The sequence below is a fragment of the Edaphobacter flagellatus genome (genome assembly GCF_025264665.1).
Taxonomy (GTDB): domain Bacteria; phylum Acidobacteriota; class Terriglobia; order Terriglobales; family Acidobacteriaceae; genus Edaphobacter; species Edaphobacter flagellatus.
The window spans coordinates 4,203,078-4,217,696 of the sequence record NZ_CP073697.1 but is presented as its reverse complement, the minus strand read 5'-3'; the positions used below and the strand labels follow the sequence as shown (position 1 = coordinate 4,217,696).

Here is a 14,619-nt window from a genome sequence, read left to right as displayed (position 1 = left end):
TAAAAATAAAAAGAGGAGCGACCACTTTGAATGGCCGCTCCCTTGTTGACTGACGATTTCGTCTGGCTGCAACGTTAGACAAACAATGGTGCGAGGACGAGAGTAATTGTCGCCAACAGCTTGATGAGCACGTGAAGGCTTGGACCGGCGGTGTCCTTGAAGGGATCGCCGACGGTATCGCCGACAACGGCTGCTTTGTGGGCATCGCTCTTCTTGCCGCCGTACTGGCCGGTCTCGATAAACTTCTTCGCGTTGTCCCAGGCTCCGCCGCTGTTGTTCATCAGCATGGCCAGCAGGACGCCGGAGATGGTTCCCACCATCAGAAGACCCGCAACGGCCTCAGCACCGGCGAGATTGACGGCCTTGCCTCCAATAGCAGGCACAGGCAGGATGGTGCCCGGAGCATACATGGCGTTACTTGCCTGATAGCTGCCACTGAAGTGGCGGAAGATGAGTCCGACGGCTACGGGAAGTCCGACGGCAAGGATGCCGGGAACGACCATCTCGCGCAGGGCGGCTCCGGTAACGATGGAGACGCAGCGTCCGTAGTCGGGCTTGGAGGTTCCTTCCATGATGCCAGGGTTCTCTTTGAACTGCGCGCGCACGTCCTGCACGACCATCTGCGCCGTGCGTCCTACGGCCTTGATAGCGAGCGAGCTGAAAAGATAGGTCAGCATCGCGCCGAGCAACGCGCCGACGAAGACGGGCACCTGCGCGAGGTTGACGTTGGAAAAGGTCCAGCCATCGGGAAGATAGCCACCTGCGTGTGTGACCTTATCGACGACGATGGTCTTGATCTCTTCAAGGTAGGCCGAGAAGAGCAGAAAGGCTGCGAGCGATGCCGAGCCGATGGCGTAGCCCTTGGTGAGCGCCTTGGTGGTGTTGCCTGCGGAGTCGAGCTTATCGGTACGCTCGCGGATCTCATGCGGCTGATGCGACATCTCGATGATGCCGCCGGCGTTGTCAGTGATGGGGCCGAAGGTGTCCATTGCGAGGATGTAGGCCGCGCAACTGAGCATGCCCATGGTGGCAATCGCGGTTCCGTAGATTCCCTTTTCGTAGTCGCCAACGCCGGAGATTCCTGCGAGGGCTCGCACTCCAAAGTAGTAGCTGAGAAGCAGCGCGGCGGAGATGACGATGACGGGGAGAGCGGGAGTTTCCATACCGACGGCAATGCCGCTGATGATGTTGGTGGCCGGGCCGGTGAGCGAAGCCTCGGCGATGGACTTGACGGGGCGGAAGTTGGATTCGGTGTAGTACTCGGTGATCCAGACGAAGAGGAATGCGGTTCCGAGGCCGATGATGCCACAGCCGAGCAGCCACATCGGCTGGACGCCAGGACCGTTGAGCATGGTGTAGACCGCTCCGGCGAGGCCCGCAAGCGCGAGCCCGGAGGTGAGGTAGAAGCCGCGATTGAGCGCGTGCATCGGGTCTTCGTTCTCAGATGACTTCACAATGAAGACGCCCGCTGTGCTGGCGATCAGGTTGATGGCGTGAACGATGAGCGGAAAGAGGATGCCCTTGACGCCGAATACAGGATAGAGCGCCGCGCCGAGGATCATGGCGCCGACGTTTTCGGCTGCGGTCGATTCGAAGAGGTCGGCACCGCGCCCAGCGCAGTCGCCAACGTTGTCTCCGACGAGGTCGGCGATGACGGCCGGGTTGCGTGGATCGTCTTCGGGGATGCCGGCTTCGACTTTACCGACGAGGTCGGCGCCGACGTCGGCTGCCTTGGTATAGATGCCTCCGCCGAGCTGGGCGAAGAGAGCGACGAGGGAGGCTCCGAAGCCGAAGCCGACGAGCTGGTAGGGGACCGTCTGCGGGTTCTCCAGGCCGCCGAAGAAGAGGAAGAGAATACCGACACCAAGCAGCGAGAGCGCGACAACGACGAGGCCGGTAACGGCTCCTCCGCGCAGGGCCATCTGGAGCGCCTGGTTGAGGCTGGAGCGTGCGGCAGAGGCGGTGCGGATGTTGGCACGGATGGAGCAGTACATGCCGGTGTATCCGGCAGCCGCGGAACAGAGAGCACCGACGAGGAAACTAATCACTGTCTTGAGCGCATAAGGAGCGGTCCTGTCGGAGAGGTGGTAACCGATGAAGACCACGATGGCCAGAACGACAGCGATCGTGCCGATGGTTCTGTACTGCCTGCGCAGGAATGCCTCGGCACCCTCGCGTATCGCATTTGAGATCAATTGCATATCGGCTGTGCCGGTATCAGCCGCAATCACTGTACGGGCCAGCATGAAGGCTGCAAGCAGGGCCAGCACACCCACGCCCAGCGCCACCCAAAGCCAGACTCTTCCATCACTTCCATCCGTTACGGCAGGAGTAAAAGGCGTCTCCTGAACAAACAAAGCTATCCCGCTTACTACATGATGCATGCACTGATCTCCTTGCGATTTACCAACTTCAGTTCGACAGATGAAGGGGTGCTTTCATTGAAGGCGCAATTAGAGCATGGGTCTCTAAACAGGGTCAATGTACTCGAAGGGTTCCACCGGTTATCGAACGGGGGAACATTGACCCAAGTAATAGCACATCCGCAGGGATTGCTCTCGAGTCTTTTTCACTCGTGCCGATCTATAGGAGAGAAGAGTCAACCGCCGAGGTAATTTCCTGTGTCGATCTGCCGCCGTCTTTGCAGTTTTCTGCCAATTCTTGTTCTTTCTGCCGTGCATGTCGGCGCGCAGAGTGCGGCGGATTCGACCGGGATTGTGCCCGACCGCTATATCGTGGTCTACCAGCAGACAGGAGTTCCCGGCGATGTCGAGGCTCGCATAGCGGCTGCGGGCGGGAGAGTGCTGGCGAGGCACGAGCAGCTTGGTATGGTCACCATCACGGTCGCGCGACGACCTGAGGCCCGCGTGCATGGTTATCAAATTGGAGACGACCGTGCGACGATGCAGCGGCTGGCTGCGCAACCCGGAGTGGAGTACGTGCTGCACGACCGCATCGTAACGGCGCACAGGGTTCGTGTTGCTCCTGCCTTGCCTGAGCCGGTCTTCTCTGTTGCCATCGGGGCGGCGGCTTTTGATACCTATTACAACTCACCGCAGGGATGGGCAGTACGTCAGGCCGGAGGGTATGGAAACAATGTTCCGGGAGGGCCGATACATGGTCCGTGGGACACGACGACGGGCAAGGGGGTTCGCATTGCCATCCTCGACAGTGGCGTGGATGCATCGCATCCCGACCTGGCGCCAAACCTGGCGCTCAACCTGTCTGAGGTGGATCAGAGCGCGTTGCCGAGCATCTGCGATGACGGCTCTCCGCGCGATCAGGCGGGACATGGCACATGGACGGCATCGCTTGCTGCGGCTGCTCTGGGGCCGGGCACTGGCCGCGTGATTGGTGTGGCTCCTGCGGCGACAATTCTCAACATCAAGGTGCTGGAGCGTGTACCGGCTGCGATGAGCGGAGGCACAGACACGGACCGCTGCGTAGCAGGCACGGCCAGTGGTCTTTTGAGCTGGGTGATCCAGGGCATCGACGATGCGATTGCAAACCACGCCGATGTGATCTCGATGTCGTTGGGAACCACGATCGATCTTGCAACAGGAGACGGCGCGGGAACGAAGACTGCGTTCGACCGTGTGACCTATGCAGCGATGCAGGCTGGCGCGGTGCTGGTGGCGGCAGCAGGCAACGATGGCTACAACCTCGCCAATCCACGCTATATCGAGATTCCGGCACAAGCGCGGGGAGTGCTCGCCGTGGTCGCCTCTACGAATCCGGACTGCATGGAGGATACGCAGAACGGGGCCATGTGCAAGGCGGGACCACTTTCGCTGAGCTATTACTCCAACTATGGAGCACCGCTGAATGCACTGGCTGCTCCGGGAGGCAGCTATCCGATGGGGGGTGAGATGGCCGTGAGCGGATGGGTGCGGGGGGCGTGCAGCTCAGGCATACCGGGTACACAGGATGGACTTCCGGCCGACCACCAGCATAGCTTCGGCTGCTTCAACCTTGGCCACTCTGCCTATGTGCAGGCAATCGGTACCAGCGCTTCAGCTCCACTGGTTGCGGGCGCGGCAGCACTGCTGCGCGCGGCGCATTCTGAATGGGACGCGGCTACGATTGTCACGGCCCTGCGAGCAACCGCGACTCCGGCCACACCCACACTGCCAGCACTGGAGATCAATCTGCCAGCAGCGTTGTTATACAAATAGCGTCAGGAGCTGCCCCTCATGTGCTCACGCACGCTGCGGGCGAGCTTTTCGATCTCTGCGGCGCGCTTGCCGAGGTCTTCCGGAGATAACGTCTTCTCTCCCTGCATCTGCTTTTCGAGATCCGTCGCCAGATCTACAAGGCGGCTTGTGTCGGTCTCGATTTGCTTCTGTCGATTGGCGTTTTGTTGCTGCCTGCGCTCGTTGATCATGCGAGCAGAGAGAATGTCGAGATAAGCATTCATCCAAGAGGAATGCCCGCCGACGGTGGCGGGCATTGCTTGAATAGCTGAACTTGTAGAGATTGCCCCCTGCTGGGCTTGTATCTTTGGAACTGCCTGGAAACTACACATCAGCAGAGCCAAAACGATCCATCCAACTGCGTGTTTCATCCCTTCATCCTGTCTTTCACGCTACGGGCCAGTTTTTCAATCTCTTCGGCCCGTTTGCTGATATCGGCGGGTGATAGCTGCTTATCGCCCTGGACCTGTGCCTTCAGGTCGGTCACCAACCCTACCAGCTTTTGCGTGTCGGATTCCAGTTTTTTTTGCCGCTCGAAGTTACGAGTTTTGGCCTGCTGCGCAGCGATGCGGCCATTCATCATGTCGGGAATGTCGCCTGCAGCTGGACTGATTCCTCCCATCGGGGACATAACAGGTGGGTAGGTGGATGTAGCGGGAGGCTGCATCGTTGTTGTGGTGCTACCACTGCCGGACCGCTGGCCAAAACCAAGAGTGCACGAGGCGGCGACGAGAACTGTCAGCGTTCCGTACCCTAACCATTGTTTTCTCATCTGTAGCCCTCCTTCCCTTGCCTGACTGTACTTTTGCATTCAGCAGAGCAACTCCTGCATTCTGGATGCAGACCTTTAGCGAAAGCGAGTTGTTTGTATCATGCTCCTTCTGACGTTTACACCGCAAGAGATTGCCCAGGACGAACGGCTCTCCCGCATCCTGGCCTCAGAATGGCACCAGGATATTGCGTCCTTCATCAGCACAAAGCTGCCAAAGCTGGTGGCCGTGCTGATTATCTTCTTCATTTTGTGGAGGGTCGTTCAATTCTTCGTCAAACGTCTGAACCAGAGGGCCGAGCAGCAGGTGGGCAACTTCCGTCGCGCGGCACAGCTTCGGACGATGGCGTCGATCCTGCGGGCAACGGCCTATGGCGTGTTGGGCTTTCTCGCTTTTCTTCAAGTGCTGACGATCTTCGATATCCCCTATCAGCCGATTCTGGCGTCGGCCGGCATCCTGGGTGTTGGCGTTGGCCTGGGGGCACAGTCTGTTTTTAAGGACATGATTAATGGAATCTTCATTTTGCTGGAAGACCAGTACAACGTCGGCGAGGTGATTACGATCGCTGGCCAGAAGGGTACGGTGGAGGCGCTTTCTTTGCGGAGCACGCGGCTGCGCGACAGCGATGGGACACTTTATGTCATTCCCAACAGCCAGATCGGCGTCGTTGCGAATCTGTCACGCGATTTCTCTATCGCATCGCTGCCCGTTTCTGTCGACGCCAGCGCGAATCCTGATCAGGTCATGGCTCTCCTACGCAAGGTGGCAGGCGAGATCCGCAACGACTCGGCGTTCAAGGATATTGCCATCAATGATCCTGACATCCTTGGCGTGAACGATATACGAGGACGCGAGGTGATTTATCCGATCAACATCCGTGTGCGTGCAAACCAGCGCGATCCGGTGTTGCGCGAACTGCGCCGACGCATCATTCTCGCCTTCGATAAAGAAGGCATCCCCCTGGGTGTGACCACCAACATGGTGCTTACTCAGAAGGCAGACCCTACGGCTGCGCCACAACAACCGGCAATCAAAACCTAACCGGCTGCGGCTTACAGGGCCTGATTCATGGCAGCGATCAGCTCATCGACGGTGTGCACGGGCGGGAGGCAACCCTTGCCGTTGCACACGACTGCGATGCTTCCTGATGCAGGGTCTTTCAACTGCGGCAGATGCGGCAGGGTTTCGGCAAGCATAGGCGGCAGTTCGGCAAGCTGATCGCGGCGGAAGCGAATGACGCTCTTGTTTACCGCATAGCGGGCCAGCGCAACCGCCTCAAGCCGGCGTGCATCGGCACCATCGCCGATGATGCATATCTGCACCGGCCGTTGCACCATACGCTGCAGCGCCAGACCGTAACTGGAGGCATACAGCCCGAAGTGCTCGACGATGCCCGCAAAGGTCTCAAGCGTATCGAGGGCCTTCACAGCGTAGTCTTCGCGTCCATTCAGCGCCTCAAGACGAAGCAACAGCGCGGCAGCGACGGGATTGCCCGCAGGAGTAGGCGTGTCCTGCAATGGCTTGCGCCGTGTTGCGAGGGCGCCGATCCGTTTCTCACCATCGGCAGCTGTCTCGGTGTCGAAGAATCCTCCGCTGACGGGATCGTAAAAGCGTTGAACAATGGCATCGGCAATCGCCTGTGCCGCGCTGAAGTAACGCATCTCGCCGGTCATCTCCCATGCGTCCAAGGCTGCATGGCCGAGAAAAACATAGTCGTCGAGGATGCCTGCGATCCGCTGCCGGGCAGTCTCGCCTTCTCCGTAGGCAACAACATGAGCCAAGCCACGCTGCGGGTCCCACGCATGCATCAACACACGATCAAGCGACTTCAGCGCAAAGGCGCGTACTTCAGGAAGATCGAGAACGCGGCCCGCTTCGAGGTAGGCCGAAATGCACATGCCGTTCCAGCTAACGTAGACCGTCTTATCGACGTAGGGTGTGGGGCGCTTCAAGCGCGCCGCATACATCTTTTCTTTCGCTGAAGCGAGCAGCTCCTTTGCACGGTCGACGGAGATACCGTTGGATTTGGCAACGCCCTCGATGGTCCCACGAATGTGCAGAACGTTCTTCGCGGGATTGTGGTGCATGTCGCCGATCTCGCCGATGTCGTAGTAGGCGCTGGCGACGGCCAGCTCTTCGACGGAGAGCACATCCGCCGCTTCCTCGCGCGTCCAGGTGAAGTAGTCGCCATCGTCGTCGAGCGAGAAGTCGGCATCCTGTGAAGCGTAGAACCCGCCGCGGGCCCGATCGCTCAGCCACTCATCCATCCAACGAATAATTTCTTTGGCGACGCGTGCGAAGTCCAGCTCTACGAAGCTTTGAAAGCCGTGAACATAGTTCTTCAGCAGCTCGCTGTTGTCGTAGGCCATCTTTTCGAAGTGCGGCACGACCCATCGGTCGTCGACGGAGTAGCGATGGAACCCTCCGGCAAGATGATCGTAGATGCCGCCGCGCGACATCTTCTGCAGGGTCGACATGGCAGCATTTTTTGACTGTTCGCCGACGACTTCTCCATCCCCGACGGAGACACGCGAAGAGGCGTCGAGCAGGAGGTCGATGGCGCCCGAATGCGGAAACTTGGGCTGCGAACCGAAGCCACCGGAGCGTGCGTCGAACTGCTTCAGGATGGCATTTACCAGCTTGGCCACAAGCTCCGGGCCGGGATTTCCAATGCGCCCCATGAAGCTCTCGTTGTGCTCGATAGCCGCCATGACGCTTCCAGCCGATTCGTTCACTTCATCGCGGCGCTTGCGGAAGGCCTCAGCCATGGTCCGCAGCACGCGCGGAAGGCCGGGGCGGCCGTGCCGGTCGTCCGGCGGAAAATATGTGCCGCCAAAATACGGTTTACCTTCAGGAGTCAGGAAAGCGGTCAACGGCCAGCCGCCCTGTCCGCTGATGGCAGCGACAGCAGCCTGATAGCGCGCATCCACGTCGGGGCGCTCGTCTCGATCTACCTTGACCGCAACGTAATGCTCGTTAATGAGCTTCGCAGTCTCCTCATTCTCGTAGGACTCGCGATCCATAACATGGCACCAGTGACACCAGACAGCCCCGATATCCAGAAGGATCGGCTTGTTCTCCTCGGCTGCGAGGGCAAAGGCCTCCTCGCTCCACTCGTGCCAGTCAACCGGCTGATGCATCGCCGAGCGAAGATAGGCAGAGGCTGCCTTCGATAATCCATTCAACTGTTTCTCTTCCTGTTTCTGTTCCATGTCTATCTAAGTGTAGTCGAGTCACTCTTTCATCTGTTGTCCCTGCAGTGACACCGGCAAGAAACAGAAACGTTCGCTCAAAAGAGAAAACCCGGTCCCACAGGGGGCCCGGGCTTATGTGGAGATACTACCACGTCAATTTATTGCTGAGGTGGTGCAGGAGTGGTTGAAATCGGCTTCGGCGCCTCAGGCTGCTTAGGAGCCGTCAGGCCCGGAACCACCGGCGGCTGCGTGATATTGCCGGTTGCTGCGTCCTGAATATTGATGCCGTACTTATCCAGCAGGTTTGAGAGCAGCTGACCAAGCGCCACGCGGTCTCTGGCGTAAGCAGCCGTTGACGAGATCAGATTGTTGTCTGCGGTTGCCAGATTGCGTTGCTGCTGGAGAACCAATGCGGTTGTCGAGGCGCCAAGCTTGTATTTCTTCTGCTCGGCGTCCAGGCTCTGTGCAGCAAAGTCGCGAGCGGCCTGGGCTGCCTGCACCTGCGCACGGTCGTTCGTCAGCGCGTATTGGCCGTTGATGACTTGAATGCGGATCTGCGTGTAGAGCTGCTGCAGACGCATCTGCGACTGACGATACTCCATCTGCGAACGAGCCTGGTCGGCCTGTGCAACACGGTTGCGCAACGGGATGGTAATGTTTACACCCACGCCTTTATCGGGATAGGTATTGTTGAAGGCGTTGCTCAGCGCATCGCTATAGCCCGTGTTTTTCACCGTGCCGGGCGGGCAGGTGATCGGATTGCCATTGGTATCCGTTCCGCAGGCAAGAGCCGGGTTCTGTGCACCACCGAGAGCCGATCCACCATAGTAGGCATAAGCATCTACCGTCGGCAGCAAACCGTTTTTAAAGGCCTTGATCGTGATCTCGTTGTTCTTCATGTTCAGCGTGGCCTGCTCAATCTGAGGATTGTTGGCGTAGGCCTGACGAACAAGATCTTCGATGGGGGTGTCTTCTTCCGGAAGGCGATCCAGTCCAACGCGATCGGTAGGAATCACTGGAGCAGCCGAAAGCTGCGGATCATTCAGATTGCGCGCAATGGCCTGCTTCATCAGAAGCTGCTGGTACTCAAGATTGGTCTGCGAAGCGACGAGGGCCTGCTTGTCGGCCGCTACCTGTGAATCGGAGTTTACGACGTCGAGCGGAGCCAGTGTGCCAATCTCAAGCTGCTTGCGGTTATCGGAGGTCAACTGTGTGGATTGCGTGAGAGCGCGTTCTTTGGCCTGCTCGTCCTCATAAGCGCTCACCAGGCCCCAGTAGATGTTCTCCACCTGGGTGACGGTGTAGAGAAGCTGCTGACGGAAGGCGGAGTCGGTGATGCGACGGTCGTTCTTCGCCTGCAGAATATAGCGGCCGTTGAGCCAGGGTCCGAAGCCTTGCAACAGGTGCTGCGTTGCCTTGGCCTGGAAGTAGGAGTTCACCTGCGGGCTGTAGTTGGACCGGATGCTGTTGGTCGTCGTACGCGAATTGTTGAAGGTGAAGTTGAACAGCGTTCCGGTGAGGAAGCCCTGCTGATATCCGAAGTTGTAGGTTCCGGTGTTCTGTTTCAGCGTGTCCGTTCCGGTGATGAAGGTCGTGGTCTGCTGGGTGTTGGAGGCATCGTACTGGATGTTTCCGGTCAGCACGGGGTCAAGCTGTTCTACCGCCGGACCACCACCATTGGTGCTCAGCACGAGGCCCGATGCGCCGGCGCCGCTGCCACCCGAGGAGGTCGAGGTTCCTCCAGGGCCGCCGCCGCCGGTGATCGTCGATGTCGTACCGCCGAGTGTGTTGGCGACAAGGCCAGTCGAGACACCACGCAGGGTTGAACCACCCCTCGTACGCAGGATATCGGTATCAGCGATATCGAGGTTTATACGCGCGATCTCGATATCGTAGTTGTTCTCAAGAGCCAGGGTCACAGCGTCGGAGAGGCTCAGATAGATCTTGCCGTCACGCAATAGCTGATCGAGCCTTGCCGTGTTGCCCAGCCGCTCCTGGGGCACGGTGGTCGTGGTATAGGGAGCAAGGGGATTCCAGAGGTGGCTCTTTGGCTGGGTATAGTCCACCTTCGTGTTCCGCAGATAAAGCGGCTCAGTCAACTTGGGGGCCGGAGCCTGTGGCAGGCCGGGTGTACCCGTTGTGTCGGTTACGGTCTGCTGTGCCGGTGCCGGAGTGGTTGGGCTCGGCGCGGTTTGCTGCGCCATGACTGGTTGTGTGCTCACGCTCATCAGCAGCAAAACGGTGCTTACTGCTGCCTGCATGTCCTTTACTCTCACGATACGCTCTCCAACTCTTCTCACCGGTTTCATTTACCCGGGACGCCATGCCAGGGCATGATCGCCGGATCTCACAAAGTTTTCTCTGGCTGGACTCACACTACGAGTAGCAGGCCTGAGTGCCTCTAAACTTCAGTGGCTTTTCTGAACCAGATTTTGCATCCGTAGCTTCTTAAGACGTTTGGTATCTATCCGAGGACTCTTTAAATCATCGTTACCGGTCTGACACTCTTTTTCCGAACCGAAGAAAGACGGATGGCCACTGATACGCAGTCCTACTTCGCTTCGTTCCACCGTCTACACTATTTTTTTCACTGAGTTGCGACGCGCTAAGTATATCAATCCCACCTGTTCACTGCTCTGCGGGACTGTTCTGTATTCGCATTCTCTTCGTGATACCGTGCAAAATGAAGCCTCATGCCCCACTGGAAGATTACGGTTGCCTACGATGGCACCCCCTATAACGGATGGCAGATTCAGCCGGGTCTGCCTACCATCCAGGGCACGCTCGCCCAGGCCCTGCACCAGATCACCGGTGAAACCGTGCTGCCTCAGGGTTCGGGACGAACCGATACTGGAGTGCATGCCCTGGGGCAGGTCGCCTCTTTCAGCCTGGAATCGCCCATCCCCGGCCCGAATCTGCAGCGCGCCCTGAATAATTTTCTGCCGGGCAGCATCCGCATTCTCTCGATTGAAGAGGCTCCGTCCAGCTTTCACGCCCGGCACAGTGCCCGCCGCAAGACCTATGAATATCGCATTGCTCCCCAGGTCATCTGTCTGCCTACGCTTGCTCCCTTTGTATGGAACTGCGCCTGGCCGCTCGATCTAGCCGCGATGCAGCAGGCGGCGGCGCATGTCGTCGGCCAGTTCGATTTCACGTCCTTTGCCGCAAGTGATCCGGATCTCCGCCTGCGGACAGTCGAGGACGACGGCGAGGACAACGATGTACCCGCGGCAGGCAAATCCGCTGTTCGCAGCATCTTTGCCTCGACGTGGAGGCGCAGTGAGGATGGGCTTCTGATCTACAGCGTCACCGGCTCCGGTTTCCTGCACCATATGGTGAGAAATCTTGTCGGCACTTTCGTTGATGTGGGGCGAGGACGTACTCCTGCCAGCGCGATCCCAGCCATCGTCGCAGCGCGTTCACGGTCGGCTGCGGGGCCCACGGCTCCACCTCAAGGATTGTTCCTTATCGAGGTTGACTACGGGCCATCTCAGGACTCGCGCTACTCTCAAATACAGGAATGAGCGCCACCATCCATCAACGCGTTACACGGCTGGCCACGCTTACCGCGGTACATCGTGCTTTCTACTGGCTGCATCTGCATCAGCCGCAGATACGCCGGTGGTTGCTGGATACGGTAAGCATCCCGGCTCCTCCCTTTGGGGAGCAGGAACGGGCGACCGCGTTTCTGGACCGCTTTCGGGAACTTGGGCTGACAAATGTCCATCTGGATGAAGAAGGCAATGCACTGGCCGAGCTTGCACCGGATGGAGAACCGATGGAGGAGCACTCCCCGGTTGTTCTCCTCTCGGCTCACCTGGATACGGTCTTCCCTGCCGGTACACTATGCGACCCGGTTGAGGATGAAGAGTCGTCGCGTATCTATGGCCCGGGAGTCTGCGACAACGCTGCGGGACTGTCCGCACTACTAGCGCTGGCTGCTGCACTCCGCTTCGCACGTATCAATCCCCCGGCGACGATCCTCTTCGCGGCCAATGTTGGCGAGGAGGGTGAAGGCGATCTGCGCGGTATGCGATATCTCTTCACACGCGGCTCTTATCGTGGACGCATTGCAGCTGCAATCGCTCTGGAAGGCAGCGGGACTTCGACAGTCGTCACCAAAGGCCTGGGGAGCCTGCGATATCGCGTCACGATCAACGGCCCAGGCGGGCACTCGTGGTCCGATGCCGGCGCTCCCAACCCGATCCTGCTCTTGAGCCGCGCCCTTGCATCCATCGCGGAGATCCCGCTATCCCGATCTCCGCTCACGACGTTGAACGTGGGTCACATCTCCGGTGGAACATCGGTCAACTCCATCCCGGCCTCGGCCACTGCACTGATCGAGCTGCGCTCCACCTATGCTGCGCACATGCACGAAGCGGCACACGAGATCCGACGCATCCTGCACGAGACGGTTGCTCCCGTCATCGGCCCCGCATCGCTCACCATCGACATCATCGGCGACCGCCCTGCAGCGGTCCTGCCTGAAGGCTCTGCCCTTCTGAGCACCCTGCGTGCCGTCGATCGCCACCTGCGCCTCCACACGGAGCAGCGTATTGGTTCCACCGATGCCAACCTTCCGCTCTCGCTCGGCATTCCTGCGCTTGCCATCGGCACCGGAGGCAATGGCGGCAGCATCCACACACTCGACGAATGGTATGACCCGGCTGGACGAGAGACGGCACTTCGCCGCATCCTTCTTCTCCTGCTCGCGGCCACGCAGATCGCTACCGAGCTGGGCGAAGAAGCCTCTTCGGCCGCACGTACTGCTGCGGTACACTCGACTCCGTGAAGCCCACACTTCTGCTCTCTCTTTTGCTGGCTACGGCCCTGGCGGGGGCACAGGCCGCCTCGACGCCTGACACGATCTATGTCCACGGCAACATCCTCACTGGCACGCATCTCACCGCTGGCGACACATCGCGCACACCCGAGCGGGTCACCGCCCTCGCCGTCGCGCATGGAAAGATCGTTGCCGCGGGCACGGATGCTGACGTCCTGAAACGAAAAGGACCGCAGACGAAGATCATTGACCTCAAAGGCGCCTTCGCCATGCCTGGCTTCATCGATGCGCACACCCATATTGCAGGCGCGGGACAACAAAAGCTCGCTATCGATCTCGACGGCACACGGTCTCTCGAAGAGATGCAGCAACGCATCCGCGATTTCGCTGCCAAGGCTCCCGCAGGCGTATGGCTGCAGGGTGGTGGCTGGGACCACACCAAGTGGGCCAGCAAAAAGCTGCCCACACGGCAGGATATCGACGCGGTCACAGCTGGACATCCAGCCATTCTGGAGCGCACCGATGGGCATATCCTAATCGCGAACTCTGCTGCGCTCGCTGCGGCTGGCATTACCAACACGACGCCCGACCCGCCGGGCGGAAAAATCGACCATGCCGCCGACGGCTCTCTGACGGGCATTGTGCGTGAGGGTCCGGCGATGTCGTTCCTCACTAGAGTCATCCCTCCACCTGCTCCGGAGATGCGCCGTAAGGCACTGCTTCTGGCCATCGATGACGCGCTTGCCCATGGCGTCACCACGGTCGAGGATATCTCTGACTGGGACGACTTCCTTGTCCTCGAAGATCTTGAGAGACATGGCCAGCTTCACCTGCGCGTCACCGAGGCCCTGCGGTTTGACGCACCACTCGACACGCTTAAGAAGGAACGGGCCTCTCACTCTGCTAACGATTCCCTCCTACGCACCGGCATGCTCAAGGGCTATATGGATGGCTCACTCGGCTCGCGTACGGCGGCACTTGCCGCGCCTTACGCCGACGATCCCGGCAACTCCGGCATTCCGCGCTATGAGCAGTCGAAGCTTGACGTGATGGCGAAGGAGCGAGCTACGGAGGGCTTTCAGTTGGGCTTCCATGCCATCGGCGACCGCGCCAATCATATGGCGCTCGACGCATTTCACGCCGCGGGCGTCACCCCAGCGCGCCGCTTCCGCATCGAACACGCACAAGTCTTACTACCGAGCGACTTCGACCTCTACGCGAAGCTTGGCGTCATCGCATCGATGCAGCCATCGCACCTGCTCACCGACATGAACTGGGCCGAGGAACGCCTGGGGCCCGAACGCATTCATTCCTCGTATGCATGGCGATCCATGCTCCAGCACCATATCCCTCTGGCCTTCGGCACCGACTACCCGGTGGAATCCATCGATCCCTTCCGTGGACTCTATGCCGCGATCACACGCCAGAACGAGGCCGGCACCAAGACTTACGTCCCGGAAGAAAAGCTGACGCTCCATGAAGCAATCTACGCCTACACCCAGGGCTCAGCCTTCGCTGCGTTCCGTGAGCACGATCTTGGCCGCCTTGAGCCTGGCTTCTATGCCGACCTCGTCGTGCTCGACCGCGACATCACAAAGGCCTCGCCGCAGCAACTTTTGCACACGAAGGTAGTGCAAACCATCGTCGGCGGCGAAACTATCTACACAGCGGGCAAATAA

10 protein-coding genes are annotated in these 14,619 nt (G+C 59.3%); 5 read left to right on the top strand and 5 right to left on the bottom strand.

The window, feature by feature from the left end; genetic code table 11:
- Positions 1-74: 74 nt before the first annotated feature.
- Entirely contained in the window at positions 75-2,384 is a 2,310-nt protein-coding gene (locus tag KFE13_RS17630; RefSeq protein ID WP_260704904.1) for a sodium-translocating pyrophosphatase, read from the bottom strand.
- A gap of 237 nt (positions 2,385-2,621) precedes the next feature.
- Between KFE13_RS17630 and KFE13_RS17625 the strand changes: the two genes are divergently transcribed.
- Complete coding sequence (locus tag KFE13_RS17625; RefSeq protein ID WP_260704903.1) at positions 2,622-4,175, top strand: S8 family peptidase; 1,554 nt, start codon at positions 2,622-2,624, stop codon at positions 4,173-4,175.
- A gap of 2 nt (positions 4,176-4,177) precedes the next feature.
- On the opposite strand, the gene KFE13_RS17620 is transcribed toward KFE13_RS17625, so the two are convergent.
- Positions 4,178-4,564, bottom strand: a complete 387-nt coding sequence (locus KFE13_RS17620) for a hypothetical protein (RefSeq protein WP_260704902.1) — start codon at positions 4,562-4,564, stop codon at positions 4,178-4,180.
- A complete protein-coding gene (locus KFE13_RS17615) occupies positions 4,561-4,965 on the bottom strand; it encodes a hypothetical protein (RefSeq protein ID WP_260704901.1) in 405 nt (134 codons plus the stop codon). The genes KFE13_RS17620 and KFE13_RS17615 overlap by 4 nt, the downstream gene beginning before the upstream one ends.
- A 100-nt stretch (positions 4,966-5,065) precedes the next feature.
- Here KFE13_RS17615 and KFE13_RS17610 point away from each other — a divergent pair, with 100 nt between their 5' ends.
- The gene (locus KFE13_RS17610; protein WP_260704900.1) at positions 5,066-6,004 is read left to right on the top strand and encodes a mechanosensitive ion channel family protein; all 939 of its coding nucleotides are present in this window, start codon (positions 5,066-5,068) and stop codon (positions 6,002-6,004) included.
- Positions 6,005-6,015: 11 nt separating this feature from the next.
- Here the strand turns inward: KFE13_RS17610 and KFE13_RS17605 are convergent, their stop codons facing one another.
- Complete coding sequence (locus KFE13_RS17605) at positions 6,016-8,175, bottom strand: thioredoxin domain-containing protein (protein WP_260704899.1); 2,160 nt, start codon at positions 8,173-8,175, stop codon at positions 6,016-6,018.
- A gap of 140 nt (positions 8,176-8,315) precedes the next feature.
- Positions 8,316-10,433 (bottom strand): TolC family protein, encoded by a 2,118-nt coding sequence (locus KFE13_RS17600; RefSeq protein WP_313900662.1) that lies wholly within the window; start codon positions 10,431-10,433, stop codon positions 8,316-8,318.
- 417 nt (positions 10,434-10,850) lie between these two features.
- On the opposite strand from KFE13_RS17600, the gene truA reads away from it, so the two are divergent.
- From truA to KFE13_RS17585, 3 genes are read left to right on the top strand one after another with little or no spacing between them, the layout of a single operon-like run.
- A complete protein-coding gene (gene truA, locus KFE13_RS17595) occupies positions 10,851-11,681 on the top strand; it encodes a tRNA pseudouridine(38-40) synthase TruA (RefSeq protein ID WP_260704898.1) in 831 nt (276 codons plus the stop codon).
- Positions 11,678-12,949 (top strand): M20/M25/M40 family metallo-hydrolase, encoded by a 1,272-nt coding sequence (locus KFE13_RS17590; protein WP_260704897.1) that lies wholly within the window; start codon positions 11,678-11,680, stop codon positions 12,947-12,949. Before truA ends, KFE13_RS17590 begins: the two co-directional genes overlap by 4 nt.
- Entirely contained in the window at positions 12,946-14,619 is a 1,674-nt protein-coding gene (locus tag KFE13_RS17585; RefSeq protein WP_260704896.1) for an amidohydrolase, read from the top strand. Before KFE13_RS17590 ends, KFE13_RS17585 begins: the two co-directional genes overlap by 4 nt.